This is a genomic window from Caballeronia sp. dw_19 (assembly GCF_018449515.1).
Taxonomy (GTDB): domain Bacteria; phylum Pseudomonadota; class Gammaproteobacteria; order Burkholderiales; family Burkholderiaceae; genus Caballeronia.
This window is the reverse complement of sequence record NZ_JAAVUQ010000012.1, coordinates 161,915-176,010: the sequence shown is the minus strand read 5'-3', so window position 1 is coordinate 176,010 and position 14,096 is coordinate 161,915. Positions and strand designations below refer to the sequence as shown.

The 14,096-nt window shown below is 61.2% G+C and carries 11 protein-coding genes; 3 read left to right on the top strand and 8 right to left on the bottom strand.

Annotated elements, in window-relative coordinates; genetic code table 11:
- Positions 1 to 25: 25 nt before the first annotated feature.
- From HB376_RS18530 to def, 6 genes are all read right to left on the bottom strand, one after another.
- Entirely contained in the window at positions 26 to 634 is a 609-nt protein-coding gene (locus tag HB376_RS18530) for a DUF4390 domain-containing protein (RefSeq protein WP_213765110.1), read from the bottom strand.
- Positions 631 to 2,115, bottom strand: a complete 1,485-nt coding sequence (gene rsmB, locus HB376_RS18525; protein WP_213765109.1) for a 16S rRNA (cytosine(967)-C(5))-methyltransferase RsmB — start codon at positions 2,113 to 2,115, stop codon at positions 631 to 633. Before rsmB ends, HB376_RS18530 begins: the two co-directional genes overlap by 4 nt.
- A 204-nt stretch (positions 2,116 to 2,319) precedes the next feature.
- Complete coding sequence (gene htpX / locus HB376_RS18520) at positions 2,320 to 3,177, bottom strand: zinc metalloprotease HtpX (RefSeq protein WP_213765108.1); 858 nt, start codon at positions 3,175 to 3,177, stop codon at positions 2,320 to 2,322.
- 144 nt (positions 3,178 to 3,321) lie between these two features.
- On the bottom strand, positions 3,322 to 3,981 hold the full coding sequence (locus HB376_RS18515) for a LysE family translocator (RefSeq protein ID WP_213765107.1): 660 nt from the start codon (positions 3,979 to 3,981) through the stop codon (positions 3,322 to 3,324).
- Between the two features lie 70 nt (positions 3,982 to 4,051).
- The gene (gene fmt / locus HB376_RS18510) at positions 4,052 to 5,044 is read right to left on the bottom strand and encodes a methionyl-tRNA formyltransferase (RefSeq protein WP_213765106.1); all 993 of its coding nucleotides are present in this window, start codon (positions 5,042 to 5,044) and stop codon (positions 4,052 to 4,054) included.
- Positions 5,045 to 5,093: 49 nt separating this feature from the next.
- Positions 5,094 to 5,597, bottom strand: a complete 504-nt coding sequence (gene def / locus HB376_RS18505; RefSeq protein ID WP_213765105.1) for a peptide deformylase — start codon at positions 5,595 to 5,597, stop codon at positions 5,094 to 5,096.
- Between the two features lie 212 nt (positions 5,598 to 5,809).
- Here def and dprA point away from each other — a divergent pair, with 212 nt between their 5' ends.
- The 3 genes from dprA (at position 5,810) to HB376_RS18490 (ending at position 10,493) form a co-directional block, all read left to right on the top strand.
- Positions 5,810 to 7,123 carry a DNA-processing protein DprA gene (dprA, locus tag HB376_RS18500; RefSeq protein WP_213765104.1) on the top strand — a complete coding sequence of 438 codons (1,314 nt, stop codon included), beginning with the start codon at positions 5,810 to 5,812 and terminating at the stop codon, positions 7,121 to 7,123.
- A gap of 85 nt (positions 7,124 to 7,208) precedes the next feature.
- Positions 7,209 to 7,586: a thioredoxin family protein gene (locus tag HB376_RS18495; RefSeq protein ID WP_213765103.1), complete on the top strand. Its 378-nt coding sequence runs from the start codon at positions 7,209 to 7,211 to the stop codon at positions 7,584 to 7,586.
- A 258-nt stretch (positions 7,587 to 7,844) separates the two neighbouring features.
- Positions 7,845 to 10,493, top strand: a complete 2,649-nt coding sequence (locus tag HB376_RS18490; protein WP_213765102.1) for a DNA topoisomerase III — start codon at positions 7,845 to 7,847, stop codon at positions 10,491 to 10,493.
- 125 nt (positions 10,494 to 10,618) lie between these two features.
- Here the strand turns inward: HB376_RS18490 and HB376_RS18485 are convergent, their stop codons facing one another.
- On the bottom strand, positions 10,619 to 11,737 hold the full coding sequence (locus tag HB376_RS18485) for a LysR family transcriptional regulator (protein ID WP_213765101.1): 1,119 nt from the start codon (positions 11,735 to 11,737) through the stop codon (positions 10,619 to 10,621).
- Between the two features lie 338 nt (positions 11,738 to 12,075).
- Positions 12,076 to 13,929, bottom strand: a complete 1,854-nt coding sequence (locus HB376_RS18480; protein ID WP_213765100.1) for a phosphoenolpyruvate carboxykinase (GTP) — start codon at positions 13,927 to 13,929, stop codon at positions 12,076 to 12,078.
- Positions 13,930 to 14,096 lie beyond the last annotated feature (167 nt).

Here is a 14,096-nt window from a genome sequence, read left to right as displayed (position 1 = left end):
GCGGCGCAGCGGCCGGCGGCGTAGTTTATTTAGCACTGGTCGCCGCCGTAAAAGTAAAACGCTTCCACTCGGAAGAGAGATTCCAGTCGCGGTTGTTGACCGCGTCGATCTGGAACGGCTTGGGCATTAACGCGATATCGAGCTGCATGCGCACCGACGCGTTGTACGTCTCGCCAGGCGTGACCTGATTACGATCGATCACGTGCCATGAGGTCACATGCTTGATGACCGCAAGCGCTTCCTGAAGGGTGGGGAAGCCGAGCTGCAAGCCTCCCGTGGAGACGCGGTATTCGCGTGTCAGGGGCTGAAACGAAAGCCGGATGCTTTGCGACACGCTCACCGGTTCTTCATCGAACCAATACCAGCGCGGCCGCGACAAATCGAAATCGGTTGTGAAATACAAAGGCACGCCCTTGTTCACGGCGTCTTCAAGGCTGCTGTTGAGATCGAAGTCGAAGCGGGCGTCGAGACTCCAGCCCGATCCGTCCGCCTGCAACGACGCGCGCTGCACGGCAATGGGATCGGCCTGCGCGGCCGAAACAGGCATGAACGACAGCGCAAAGCTCAACAACATGGCCAGCACGGCCTGACCGGCAGGCGCGAGCCGCAGCGGGAAAAAGCGTTTGATCGTCACCGTTTCTGAAAGCGCGCGTAGAAGAATCCGTCATGGTCCGCAAAGGCTTCCGCGTCCCGCGTCGATGTCAAGCGGGTACGTTGCGCCTCGCCTGAATTGTCCGTCAGCGAGTTCGTGACCGGGTCCGGTGATACTTGCGAACCAGCCGCGCCGGTGCGGCTGGCTGTCGGCAGTAATTGCCCGGGCGCGTCCAATCGTACCGCATCTTCGTGCACCTCTCCAAACCACTGCGCCTGCAACTCGCCCTCTTCGGGGAAGATCGAGCACGTAACGTAAAGCAACTCGCCGCCGGTCGCGACCAGCGGCCAGAGCGCGGAAAGAATGCGGCGCTGCTCCTCGACCAGGGCGGCAATGTCAGTAGGACGGCGCAACCAGCGAATGTCAGGATGACGCCGCACGATCCCCGATGCCGAACACGGCACGTCGGCAAGAATGCGATCGAACGGGTCCCCGTCCGACCAGCCCGACGGTTCGCCGGCATCGCCTACGCGAATTTCCGCCTGCACGTTCAGGCGTTGCAGGTTCTCGCCGATACGCCGCGCCCGCCCCGGATCGCTTTCCACCGCGACCAACTCGACGTTCGCCAGTTCCAGCACGTGGCCCGTCTTGCCACCGGGCGCGGCGCATGCGTCGAGCACGCGCATGCCGTCGCGCGCGTTCAGCAACTGAGCGGCGAGTTGCGCGGCGGCATCCTGAACCGAGACAACGCCATCGGCGAAACCGGGGATCTTGTCGACCGCCATCGGCGTCTTGAGGCGCACGGCGTGAATACCTGCGGCTTCGGCTTCTATCTGCTCGGCCTTGAGGACGTCGAGATATTGCGCGACGCTCATGCGGCGTGCGTTCACGCGCAACGTGAGCGGGCCTTGCCGGTTACCGGCGTCCAGGATGTTTTCCCATTCGTCGGGCCGGCCGCGCTTGACCGCGTCGATCCACCACGCGGGATAGTTGAAACGCGCGACCGGATCGCTTTGAACCTCGGCCAGTAACGCTTCACGTTCACGCAGGAATGAGCGCAGCACGGCATTGACCAGACCCTTCGCAAACGCAAATTCGCGCCTCGCGGCGATCGCGTTGACGGCTTGATCGACAACGGTGAAAGGCGTGTACGCGGCGTGCGCTTCGTCGTCGACCAGCAGCGCGAACGCGCAGGCCATCACATTCGATACATGCGGCGGCGGCGCCTTGCGCACGAGCTTCGCGAGCAGCGCGTCGGCCACGGCGAGACGCCTCAGCGTGCGGTACGCAATGTCCTGTGTCGCCCCGCGCGATACCGCCACGTGCGTTGCCGCGATGACCGTCTGCAAGGCGGCGGGCAGCGCGGAACCAGCACGCACCGCGCCGACCGCTTGCGCGGCGGCATCGAGCGCGAACGCGAGTGAATCGGGGGCGAGGTGAGGCGTGTCTAGACGGGCGTCGGACGACGCTCGGCTACTGTCCGCCGATGAAATGGCGCGGCGTCGGGAAGGCTTTTCGGTCATGTCGGGGCGAAGGCGTTCGAGCCGGCCGATGCCGGTCCGCACAAACGAAGCATTGTAACTTGCGAGGGGTTTGGGCTGAGATTGCAGCCCGGATGCTGGCTGAACGAACGGGATTGGAGGCAGCCCGCTGTTTTATTGGTTTTGACAAGACCCATCGACGCTTGCGCGGCGATGGGTCCTTGGCTGCGCCTTAGACAGGCGCCCTCACTCCATCCGCCCGGTTCGCGCCATCTCCATCAGGCGCGCGACGCGCTCCTCGGTCGCCGGGTGTGTGGAAAACAGCTTGGAGATTCCACCGCCCGCCAGCGGATTCATGATCATCATTTGCGCCGTGGCGGGATGCTGTTCGGCGGTCGGGAACGGCACGCCCGCGGCATACGCATGGATTTTCTCGAGCGCGCTGGCGAGCGCTTGCGGATCGCCGGAAATCTGCGCACCGCCGCGATCGGCTTCGAATTCCCGAGCCCGCGAGATCGCCATCTGGATCAGCGCACCGGCCAGCGGCGCTAGCATGGCGACCGCAATACTGGCGATCGGATTGCTGCGCCGGCCTTCGGAATCACGGCCGCCAAAGAACATGGCGAAGTTGGCCAACGCCGAGATCGCACCCGCCATAGTCGCCGATACCGTCGAAATCAAGATGTCGCGGTGCTTCACATGCGCCAACTCATGCGCCATCACGCCGCGCAACTCGCGCTCGGACAACACCCGCAAGATGCCGGTAGTCGCCGCAACAGCCGCGTGCTCCGGATTACGCCCGGTCGCGAACGCGTTGGGCGCGTTTTCGTCGATGAGATACACCTTCGGCATGGGCAGTTGCGCCCGCGTGGCGAGCTCGCGAACCATCCGATAAAACTGCGGCGCGCTGGCTTCGTCCACTTCCTGTGCGTTGTACATCTTCAGCACGAGTTTGTCGGAGAACCAGTACGAGAAGAAATTCATGGCGAGGGCGACGATCAGCGCAAGCATCATCCCCTTGCTGCCGCCGATCATTCCTCCGATCACGACAAAAAGGGCCGTGATCGCTGCCATGAGCATCGCCGTTTTGACCCAGTTGAACATGTCTTGAACTCCTCACCCAATATCAATGCGCATTAAGCGCGAGCGGCCGAAGCGGCCTTTTTGCTTGCCGAAGAATCTGTCAATAATTGTTCGGCCCCAGATTGTAAGCAAAATGTTAGATAAGGGCATCCCGGAAAAATTCAATCACCTATGCGAAGTCGCCAGCTTGATGCCCAATCCGACGAATGCGCTGCCCACCACGCGGTCCAGCCATAGCTTGACGTTCGGCTTGCCGGAAAAGCGCTGCGTCACGCTACCCGCGATCCATGCCACGAACGTATTCCAGAAGGTGCTGAGCAGCACGAACACCAAACCGAGCGCGAGGAAGGCAAGGGTCTTGTGCGCGCTGTCGACAGCAACGAATTGCGGGATGAACGAGACAAAAAACAACACCACTTTTGGATTCAGCACATTGGTGAAGAAACCTTGCGTGAAGAGTTGCTGCAGCGATTTCGGCGCGGCGCGAACGCGGGTTGCTTCGATTTCGCTCGGCTCGCTGCCAATTTTCGCGGCGACCGGTTTCGCGAAAATCAGCCGCACACCAAGATAGATCAGATAAATCGCGCCCGCGAATTTGACGATAGTGAATGCCGTCACCGATGCAGCCAGCAACGCCGTCAGCCCAAACGCGCAGGCCAGCGTATGCACGATGCAGCCGAGCGCGATGCCCAGCGCCGACACTACGCCCGCGCCGCGTCCTTGCGCAACGCTGCGGCCGACGATGTACGCCGTATCCGGCCCCGGCGTAACGCTAAGCAGCATGACGGCGACGATAAATAGCGTGAAACCGGTAATTCCAAGCATTGCGGGACCTTTGTTTTTTGGCTGGCTTTAGCCGCCGCAGCGACGCTGCGGAAAATACACGGACACCGTTTCAGGCGCCCGGCGCGACTTCCCGAAGTTCGAATCGTTGCCCTTTAACAATAGGCGATCCAGCGAGAAATTCGCGCACGGGGAGTCGTTTGCCGCCGGGCTTTTGCAACTGCGTAACACGCAAGCCGCCCTGACCGCACGCAACCACGACCCCCTCCGCGCCGCTTTCCACAATCACGCCGGCCTCGGCATTACCCGTCAGTTCCACCGGCTCGGCGGCCCATATCTTCACGACCACGCCATCAAGCGTTCCGAACGCACCGGGGAACGGATCGAAGGCGCGAACCTGACGCGCGAGCACGCTCGCCGGACGACGCCAGTCGAGCGCCGCTTCGTGCTTGGCGATCTTCTCCGCGTAGGTTGCGCCGTCCTGCGGCTGCGGCGTAGCGGGCAAAGCGCCGTCGCGCTCGAGATCCCGCAATGCTTCGACGATCAGATCAGCGCCGAGCTGCGCCATCCGGTCGTGCAGCGTGGCGGTGGTGTCGGTGGACGTGATCGAGATGTGGCCTTTGACGATCATCGCGCCGGTGTCGAGCCCTGCATCCATCTGCATCAATGTGATGCCCGTCTCGTCGTCACCGGCTTCAATTGCACGATGTATCGGGGCTGCACCGCGCCAGCGGGGCAACAGCGAGCCGTGGATATTGATTGCACCCAGCGGCGGGATGTCGAGCACTTCCTGCGGCAGGATCAGCCCGTACGCCGCGACCACCATGACGTCGTGCGGCGTGGCCAACAACCGCTCGATAGCGGCGGCGGCTTCCTCGGGATACTTGCCATTACGCCGCAATGAGGTCGGCTGCGCCACCGGCAAGCCGTGCTCGACCGCGAACCGCTTCACCGGCCCCGCGGCCAGTTTCAACCCGCGCCCGGCGGGTCTGTCCGGCTGCGTCAACACGAGCGGCACATGAAAACCGGCCGCATGAATGGCGGCCAGCGCGACAGCGGCAAATTCAGGTGTTCCAGCAAATACGACACGCAGCGATTGAGTCATCGATTCAGCAACCTGCAAATTCCAGCATCCGTCTTAGTGAATCGACGCGTCACAGCGCCTTTTCGAGCTTTCTCATCTTGCCGCGAATTCGGGTCTGTTTCAGCGACGACAGGTATTCGACGAACACGCGCCCCATCAAATGATCCATCTCATGCTGGATGCACACGGCAAGCAACTCGTCGCAGTCGATTTCGAACGTCTCGCCCTTTTCGTTCAGCGCCCGCACGCGCACCTTTTCCGGCCGCTCGACGAAGTCATAAATGCCCGGCACCGACAAGCAGCCTTCCTCGTGATCCTTCTTCTCGTCGCTCGACCAGATGATCTCCGGATTGATGAAAACCTGAAGCTGATCGTGCGTGTCCGACGTGTCGATCACGATCACGCGTTCATGCGCGTCCACCTGGGTCGCGGCAAGGCCGACGCCGGGCGCCGCATACATGGTTTCAGCCATGTCGGCAACGAGCCTGCGAATCCGGTCATTGACGACCTCTACGGGCTTTGCGACCTTGTGCAGCCGCTTGTCCGGGTACTTGAGTATGTTGAGCAGAGCCATGATTCAGATTATCGACGCACGCCGCAGCGCGCGATAGTCGGCCATTCGGCCAGGTTGTAAAAGAGTGCCGGTATCGAGAAGATGATTGGGCCGAAACGCAGCGCTTCAACGTCGTTTCAGTGCCGCTCGTGGAGCGGCGACGCGTTGTCCGAACGGCCAGGAACAAGGCCGTTCGACAATCCTTTCGTATTTCGGAATATGAAAATTTTAACATGACGCCTTTCCTGTTGCCGCCAACCGAAGCCAAGCCCTGTCTGGGAGAAACCGATTTGCAGGACGTTTCAGCCTGGCTGCGGCTGGCGAATGCGAGTGGTTTGCCGCCCATCGCGTTACGTGCGTTGCTTGCCGAATTCGGCGGGCCGCAAGCGGTGTTGAACCAGCCGTTCCACGCGCTCGCGGCAATCGCCGGGGAGAAAGCCGCGGGTGCCGTGCTTGGCTCCGCGCCGCGCTCGGAACTCGGCTCATTCGACGAATGCCTTGCGCGCACGCTTGAGTGGGCGTCGGTTCCCGGCAACAGAATTGTCACGCTTGCGGATTCCGCGTACCCGCCGGCGCTCCTGACCATGCCCGATCCGCCACCGCTGCTATATATAAAAGGACGGCTGGACCTGCTCCAGGCCCGGGCGGTCGCGATTGTCGGCAGCCGGAGCGCAACGCCGCAAGGTATCGACGACGCCCGCCGCTTCGCGCAAGCCCTTTCAGAAGCGGGACTCGCGATTGTGTCGGGGCTCGCGCTGGGTATAGATGGCGCGGCGCATCGCGGAGGACTCAGCGGTCCCGGCGGCACAATTGCGGTCATCGGAACGGGTGCGGATCTCGTCTATCCGCCGCTGCACCACACGCTGGCGCACGAGATTGCGTCGAACGGCACGATCGTGTCGGAATGGCCACTCGGCACGCCGGCCCGGCCGGCAAATTTTCCGCAGCGTAACCGGTTGATCGCGGGGCTGGCGAGCGGCGTGCTGATTGTCGAAGCGGCCATGCGCTCGGGGTCGCTGATTACTGCCCGGCTCGCCAACGAAATGGGCCGCGACGTTTTTGCTATTCCCGGCTCGATCCACGCGCCGCTGTCGCGCGGGTGTCATCGGATGATCAAGCAGGGAGCGAAACTCGCGGAAACGCCGGAAGACATTCTCGAAGAGTTTGGTTTTACAGTTCAGAGCGAAGCGGCTGCGGCTCCCGTTTCGAAGCCGCAAAGGCGCGGGAAAATGCGTCCTGCGGAGGACACCAGCACCGAAGCGGCTACCAGCGAATTCGCGCTGGCGCTTCAGGACGCGTCGGGCTCAGGCTCCGCCGCTCGAGGCAAACCGGCGAGCGCGTCCTGGGCGTCGGCATCTCTAAAACCTGCCAATCCCGAAGCCGAACGCCTGCTCGATGCACTCGGACATTCGCCTGCGACGCTTGAAATTCTTGCTGAACGGACCGAAATGGATGGCGCGGCGTTGCAAAGCCTGCTGCTGCAGCTCGAACTGTCGGGGCGGATTGGCGCCTTGCCTGGGGGACGCTTTACCCGGCTTGAACGCTGATTTTTCGGCACCATGCTACATTCGCGACAAAATCCGCTGCCTGCACCGCCAGACAAATTACTTACGAAAAGGACTGCAAGGAACCATGCCCGCGTTGAATCTCGACACCGACGCCGATCAGATTGCCCAGCGCATGGCTAGCGCCGGCACGCTGCTCGTCGCCTGCCTGTGCGCCGAATGGTGCGGGACGTGCCGCGATTATCGCGAGAGTTTCAACCTGCTCGCCGATGCTCATCCAGAGATCTGCTTTGCGTGGATCGACATCGAAAACCAGGCGGATCGCTTCGATGACCTCGATGTGGAAAATTTTCCGACCATCTTGATCGAGGACGCCGTGACAACCCGTTTTTTCGGAACGGTGCTGCCGCAAACGTCCATTGTCGCGCGCATGTTGACGGACTTGAGCGCATTGCCGGGTGTGGTGGGCGCGCCGAAGATCCGCCCCGCGCTGGTCGCTGCGTGAATCGGCGGTGAATCGACTCGTGAATCAAATCAACCGGCAAGACCACTATGCGCAACCAGGCGCGCTCGTAAGCTGAAACGGCTTTCGCGCTTGCATCACAAAGCACCCACATTCACCGTTCGGCATCCCGCGTTTCACCAAATGCCAGACCGCGCGCCGCACGCCATATGCTATAAAGCGGACGTTAACGGGTCCGAACCGCGGCGGCGCAAGCCCCCGAAACCCGGCCTCATGCCAGTCCCTAACTAGAATCGAGTCATGTCCAAAGCCCTGATCATCGCTGAAAAGCCTTCTGTCGCGAACGACATCGCGCGCGCTTTGGGCGGCTTCACCAAGCATGACGAATATTACGAAAGCGAAGACTACGTGCTGTCGTCGGCTGTCGGCCACTTGCTCGAAATTGCCGCTCCCGAGGAATTCGAGGTCAAGCGCGGCAAGTGGAGTTTCGCCAATTTGCCCGTTATTCCGCCGCATTTCGACCTGAATCCGATCGCGAAAACCGAATCACGGCTCAAAGTGCTGACGAAACTGCTCAAGCGCAAGGACATCGACCGCCTGATCAACGCCTGCGACGCGGGGCGCGAAGGCGAGCTGATTTTTCGCCTGATCGCACAGCACGCAAAGGCCAAGCAACCGGTGCAGCGTCTCTGGCTCCAGTCGATGACCGCCGGTTCCATCCGCGACGGTTTCGCGAACCTGCGCAGCGACGCCGACATGCAGCCGCTGGCGGACGCCGCCCGTTGCCGCTCTGAAGCCGACTGGCTCGTCGGCATCAACGGCACGCGCGCCATGACCGCGTTCAACAGCAAGGGCGGTGGTTTCTTCCTGACGACCGTTGGCCGTGTTCAGACGCCAACGTTGTCTATCGTCGTGGAACGCGAGGAAAAGATTCGCCGGTTCGTGTCGCGCGATTATTGGGAAGTGCGTGCGGAATTCATCGCCGCGAAGGGCATGTACGAAGGCCGCTGGTTCGACCCGAAATTCAAGCGCGTCGAGGGCGACCCGGAGCAGCGCGACTCGCGGCTCTGGAGCTTGCCGGCTGCTGAAACCATTGTCGCGGCTTGTCGCGGCAAGACTGGCACGGTAACGGAAGAAGCGAAGCCGACCACGCAGATGTCGCCGTTGCTGTTCGACCTGACCAGCTTGCAGCGCGAAGCCAACGGCCGGTTCGGCTTTTCGGCCAAGAACACGCTCGGACTGGCTCAGGCGTTGTATGAAAAGCACAAGGTGCTGACGTACCCGCGTACCGACGCCCGCGCATTGCCCGAGGATTACATCCCGACGGTGAAAGACACGCTCGCGATGCTCAAGGAGAGCAACAACTACTTGCCGCATGCGAAGCAGGTGTTGGACAAGGGCTGGGTGAAGCCGAACAAGCGCATCTTCGACAACTCGAAGATCAGCGATCACTTCGCCATCATCCCGACCTTGCAAGCGCCCAAGGCGTTGTCCGAGCCGGAGCAGAAGCTGTACGACCTGGTCGTGAAGCGCTTCCTTGCGGTGTTTTTCCCGGCGGCCGAATATCTGGTCACCACGCGAATCACCGAAGTCTCCGGTCATCATTTCAAGACCGAAGGCAAGGTGCTTGTCGAGCCGGGTTGGCTGCAGGTCTACGGCAAGGAAGTGGGCGGCGAAGAAGCCAATCTCGTACAGGTTCAGAAGGACGAGAAGGTCGACGTCGAGAAGGTCGCGGCAGTCGGTCTCGTCACGAAGCCGCCTGCGCGCTACAACGAAGCGTCGTTGCTCTCGGCCATGGAAGGCGCGGGCAAGCTCATTGAAGACGAGGAATTGCGCGAGGCGATGGCCGCGAAGGGTCTGGGCACGCCGGCTACGCGTGCGGCAGTTATCGAAGGGCTGCTGGGTGAGAAGTACATGGTGCGCGAAGGCCGTGAGCTGATCCCCACGGCGAAGGCGTTCCAGTTGATGACCTTGCTGCGTGGCCTCGGCGTCGAGGAATTGACGGCGCCGGAACTGACCGGCGAGTGGGAGCACAAGCTGTCGCAGATGGAACGCGGCAAGCTCCCGCGCGACGAGTTCATGCAGGAAATCGCGCGCATGACGCAGACCATCGTGAAGCGCGCGAAGGAATACGACTCCGACACCATCCCCGGCGATTATTCGACGCTCGAAACACCGTGTCCGAATTGCGGTAGCCAGGTGAAGGAGAATTATCGGCGGTTCGCTTGTACGAAATGTGAGTTCTCGATCTCGAAGATTCCTGGCGGACGTCAGTTTGAAATTCCGGAAGTCGAGCAGTTGATCAAGGACAAGACCATCGGGCCGCTGTCGGGTTTCCGCAGCAAGATGGGCCGGCCGTTCTCCGCAATCCTGAAGCTGTCCTTCGACGACGAAATCAAGAACTGGAAGCTCGAGTTCGACTTTGGTCAGGATTCAGGCGGCGAAGACGGCGAGCCGGTGGATTTTTCGGAGCAAACGCCGGTTGGCGCGTGCCCGAAATGCCAGTCGCGGGTCTACGAGCACGGCATGAGTTACGTCTGCGAAAACTCGGTGGCAAATCCGAAGACCTGCGATTTCCGTTCGGGCAAGGTGATCCTGCAACAGGAAATGTCGCGCGAGCAGATGTCGAAGTTGCTTGAGGAAGGACGGACGGACTTGCTGACGGGCTTCAAGTCGTCGCGCACGGGACGCAACTTCAAGGCATTCCTCGTGAAGCAGCCAGACGGCAAGATCGGCTTCGAATTCGAGAAGAAAGAGCCGAAACCGGGTGCGAAAACGGCCGTCAAGCGCGGCGCGGTAGCAGCGACCGAAGCGGAAGACGAAGGTGACGGCGACGTCGCCGTGGTAGCTAAAAAGACGGCCGTGAAGTCCGCTGTGAAGCCTGCGGCAAAGAAAGCGCCGGCAAAGAAGGTCGCGGCCAAGAAGACGCCGGCTCGCAAAGCGGGTTAGTTTTCAGGGCCGGTGGGTTAGGCCCGGCAGCATAAAAAAAGCCCGCGAATCATTCGCGGGCTTTTTTTGTTCATCGCGCTGGACAACGCTTAACCACTCAACAAATCCCAGCACGGCGGCCTCCGTCAGAACGGCGAGGGCATGGCCGGCGTCGCACGCGAGCGCGATTTCGCAGGCTTGCCACTGAGTCTGTTGTCATCGGCGGGAGGCGTTTCGGCTTCAAATCGTGCACCGCCTTCCGCTTCCGCATAGGCCGCGTGCGCGACCAACGGCTCGGAATCGCGCTCATCGATTGCTGGCGCCCCCGGCTTGACGATCCCGTCCTTCACCCACTGCTCGCCAAGCTGATGATTCGGCATCTGGCTGAAATGCTCGACAAGGTGATCGATGAACGTGCGCACCTTCGCGGGCAAATGGCGCCGGCTCGGATACGCCACGTTGATCTCGACTTGCGGAAGCTGGTAGTCGCTCAGCAGGCGCACCAGCTTGCCGCGCGTGGTGTCGTTGCCGATCAGGTAACTCGGCAGGATCGCGATGCCCATGCCGAGCAGCGCGAACTGGCGCAGCATCTCGGTATTGTTCGCGACGATCACGTTCGTCGGCCGCACGCGCACTTCGCCTTCCGGGCCGGTGAACACACGCTCATCGCCGAAATATTCGGACGGCAAACTCAGCGACGGATGTTCGGACAGGTCTTCCGGCCGCGTCGGCACGCCATGCTTTTCGAGATACCCGGGCGTCGCGCACACGGTCAGGCAGCCCGTCGTGAGGCGTCGCGTGACAATGCTTGCGCTGCGCATCTGGCGCGCGATCACAATGCCCACGTCGAAGCCCTCTTCCACCAGATCGACTTGCCGGTCGACCAGCGTGACGTCTGGCACAACCTTCGGATAACGTTCTGTGTAGGTCTGCAGCACGGGCGCGAGATTGTGCAGGCCAAACACCACGGGTGCGACAATTCGTAGCGACCCAACCGGCTCGTGGTTACGCGCAACGACCATTTGTTCGACGTCCTCGAGTTCGTCGAGGATCTGGCGGGCGCGTTCCAGGTACACCTGGCCGGACTCGGTCAGCGACAGGCTGCGCGTGGTGCGGTTGAGCAGGCGGGTGCCCAGACGCCCTTCGAGGTCAGCAATATGACGGGTCGCCACGGCATTCGAGATATCCATTGCGCCGGCCGCGCGTGCAAAACTGCCGAGATCCGCCACTCGGACGAATACTTTCATCGACTGCAAATGATCCATGAGACAACTCCTGCTGCTAGACGGCCTCTTTTAAATTCCAGAGAAGCAATTCGGAATTATCCTAGGACTCTCGTTTTCGTGCAGAAGTTGCCTTAAATGTGACTTTTTCTGACAAAAGATTTCGGCTTTACCGTTCAGTAAGGTGAAAGGCAGCGTATTGTTGCTGAATTCGGAACGATGCAGCTATCCAGCGAGAGCCGACATCATTCTGAAAAGCTCGCAGATGCAATTTTGACGCGGTATAGCGGAAAATGAGAAAGGGCCGCTAATGCGGCCCTTATTTGACCGATTATATCGATTTCCGTCACCAATCGCATTAATCGGGTTCTAACAGAAAGTCAGGCCGAAACCCTCTTTCCGAACGCGGCTTTCGTCTCCGCAAGCTCGGCCGGCATTCCCTGGGCGAGTTTCGCGAACAACTCATCGTGTAGTTCGAGCTCAGCCCGCCATGCCGAGTCCTGCACGGAGATAACGCGTTCGAACTGCTCGCGAGTGAAATCGAGCGTGCCCCAGCCAATGTCCTCAAAGCGCGGCGAGAGACCGAACGCGTGTTCATCGCCGTGAGCGGTGCCTTCAATACGGCCGATCATCCAACTCAGCACGCGCATGTTGTCGCCGAAACCCGGCCACACGAACTTGCCGTCCGCGTCCTTGCGGAACCAGTTCACACAGAAGAACTTCGGCAGTTTGGCGTCGAGTTGCTCCAGTCGTTCGCCCACTTTCAGCCAGTGGCCGAAATAGTCGCTCATGTTGTAACCGCAGAACGGCAGCATGGCGAACGGGTCGAGCCTGACCACGCCCTGCTGGCCGGCTGCGGCGGCGGTGGTTTCGGAGCCCATTGTCGCGGCCATGTAGACACCTTCGTTCCAGCTGCGCGCTTCAGTGACGAGCGGCACGGTGTCTGAACGGCGGCCGCCGAAGATAAACGCATCGATTGCCACGCCGGCGGGATTCTCCCAGTCGGCGTCGATAGACGGACATTGCGCAGCCGGCGCCGTGAAACGCGCGTTCGGATGCGCTGCCTTTCCGCCCGACTCGGGTGTCCAGTCATTACCCTGCCAATCGATCAGATGCGCCGGCGGCATGTCTGTCATGCCTTCCCACCAGACATCGCCGTCATCGGTAAGCGCTACGTTCGTGAAGATCACGTTCTCCTTGAGCGTGGCCATGGCGTTGAAGTTGGTCTTTTCGCTCGTGCCCGGCGCCACGCCAAAATAGCCCGCTTCGGGGTTGATCGCGTACAGCCGGCCGTCGCGGCCCGGCTTGATCCAGGCGATGTCATCGCCGATGGTGGAAACCTTCCAGCCCGCCATGTCCTGCGGCGGAATCAGCATGGCGAAGTTGGTTTTGCCGCACGCCGACGGAAACGCCGCCGCGACGTGATACTTGCGCCCTTCCGGCGACGTCACACCGAGAATGAGCATGTGTTCGGCAAGCCAGCCTTCGTCGCGTCCCATCGTCGATGCAATCCGCAGCGCGAAACATTTCTTGCCGAGCAGCGCGTTGCCGCCATAACCCGAACCGAAACTCCAGATCTCGCGGCTTTCCGGAAAATGAACGATGTATTTCGTGTCGTTGCACGGCCAGGGAACGTCTTTCTGTCCCTGCTGCAAAGGCGCACCCACCGAATGCACGCAGGGCACGAACTCACCGCTGGCGCCCAGCACGTCGTACACCGCGCGGCCCATGCGCGTCATGATGCGCATATTCGTCACCACGTACGGACTGTCCGTCAGTTCCACGCCGATATGGGCGATCGGCGAGCCGAGCGGGCCCATCGAAAATGGGACAACGAACATCGTACGGCCGTTCATGCAGCCGTCGAAGAGACCGTCCAGCGTGAGGCGCATTTCAGCAGGATCGATCCAGTTGTTCGTCGGACCGGCCTGTTCCGGGCGCGCCGAGCAGATGAACGTCCGGTCTTCCACCCGCGCGACGTCGGACGGGTCCGAGCATGCAAGGTAGGAATTAGGCCGTTTGGCGGGATTGAGACGTTTGAGCGTGCCGGCATCGACCATTTGTTGCGACAGGCGGTCGTATTCCTCCGCCGACCCGTCACACCATTCGATCCGGTCCGGTTTCGTCAAAGCCGCGACCTGCTGCACCCAGTCGATGAGTTTCCGGTTCTTCACGTACGCCGGTACGTCGCCGTCGGCGACCACGTTTTGATCTACCACTGCGGGCTGGTTCATCGAGCACACTCCGTTCTTAGATGAGAAAACGGTTTGCAACCCGCCGGCGCTGCTCGCGAGAGGCGCATTTTGAGTCACCGGTTTGCTTGCACGGAGGTACTCACGTGGCAGACGGCGACACAAAAACAAGGCATGCGTCGGGGAGTTGTTCTAGTCTGGTGGCGACT

Coding starts and splice junctions, on each gene's coding strand:
- rsmB (WP_213765109.1), bottom strand. CDS start 2,115: ATGACCGAAAAGCCTTCCCGACGCCGCGCCATTTCATCGGCGGACAGT.
- htpX (WP_213765108.1), bottom strand. CDS start 3,177: ATGTTCAACTGGGTCAAAACGGCGATGCTCATGGCAGCGATCACGGCC.
- HB376_RS18515 (WP_213765107.1), bottom strand. CDS start 3,981: ATGCTTGGAATTACCGGTTTCACGCTATTTATCGTCGCCGTCATGCTG.
- fmt (WP_213765106.1), bottom strand. CDS start 5,044: ATGACTCAATCGCTGCGTGTCGTATTTGCTGGAACACCTGAATTTGCC.
- def (WP_213765105.1), bottom strand. CDS start 5,597: ATGGCTCTGCTCAACATACTCAAGTACCCGGACAAGCGGCTGCACAAG.
- dprA (WP_213765104.1), top strand. CDS start 5,810: ATGACGCCTTTCCTGTTGCCGCCAACCGAAGCCAAGCCCTGTCTGGGA.
- HB376_RS18495 (WP_213765103.1), top strand. CDS start 7,209: ATGCCCGCGTTGAATCTCGACACCGACGCCGATCAGATTGCCCAGCGC.
- HB376_RS18490 (WP_213765102.1), top strand. CDS start 7,845: ATGTCCAAAGCCCTGATCATCGCTGAAAAGCCTTCTGTCGCGAACGAC.
- HB376_RS18485 (WP_213765101.1), bottom strand. CDS start 11,737: ATGGATCATTTGCAGTCGATGAAAGTATTCGTCCGAGTGGCGGATCTC.
- HB376_RS18480 (WP_213765100.1), bottom strand. CDS start 13,929: ATGAACCAGCCCGCAGTGGTAGATCAAAACGTGGTCGCCGACGGCGAC.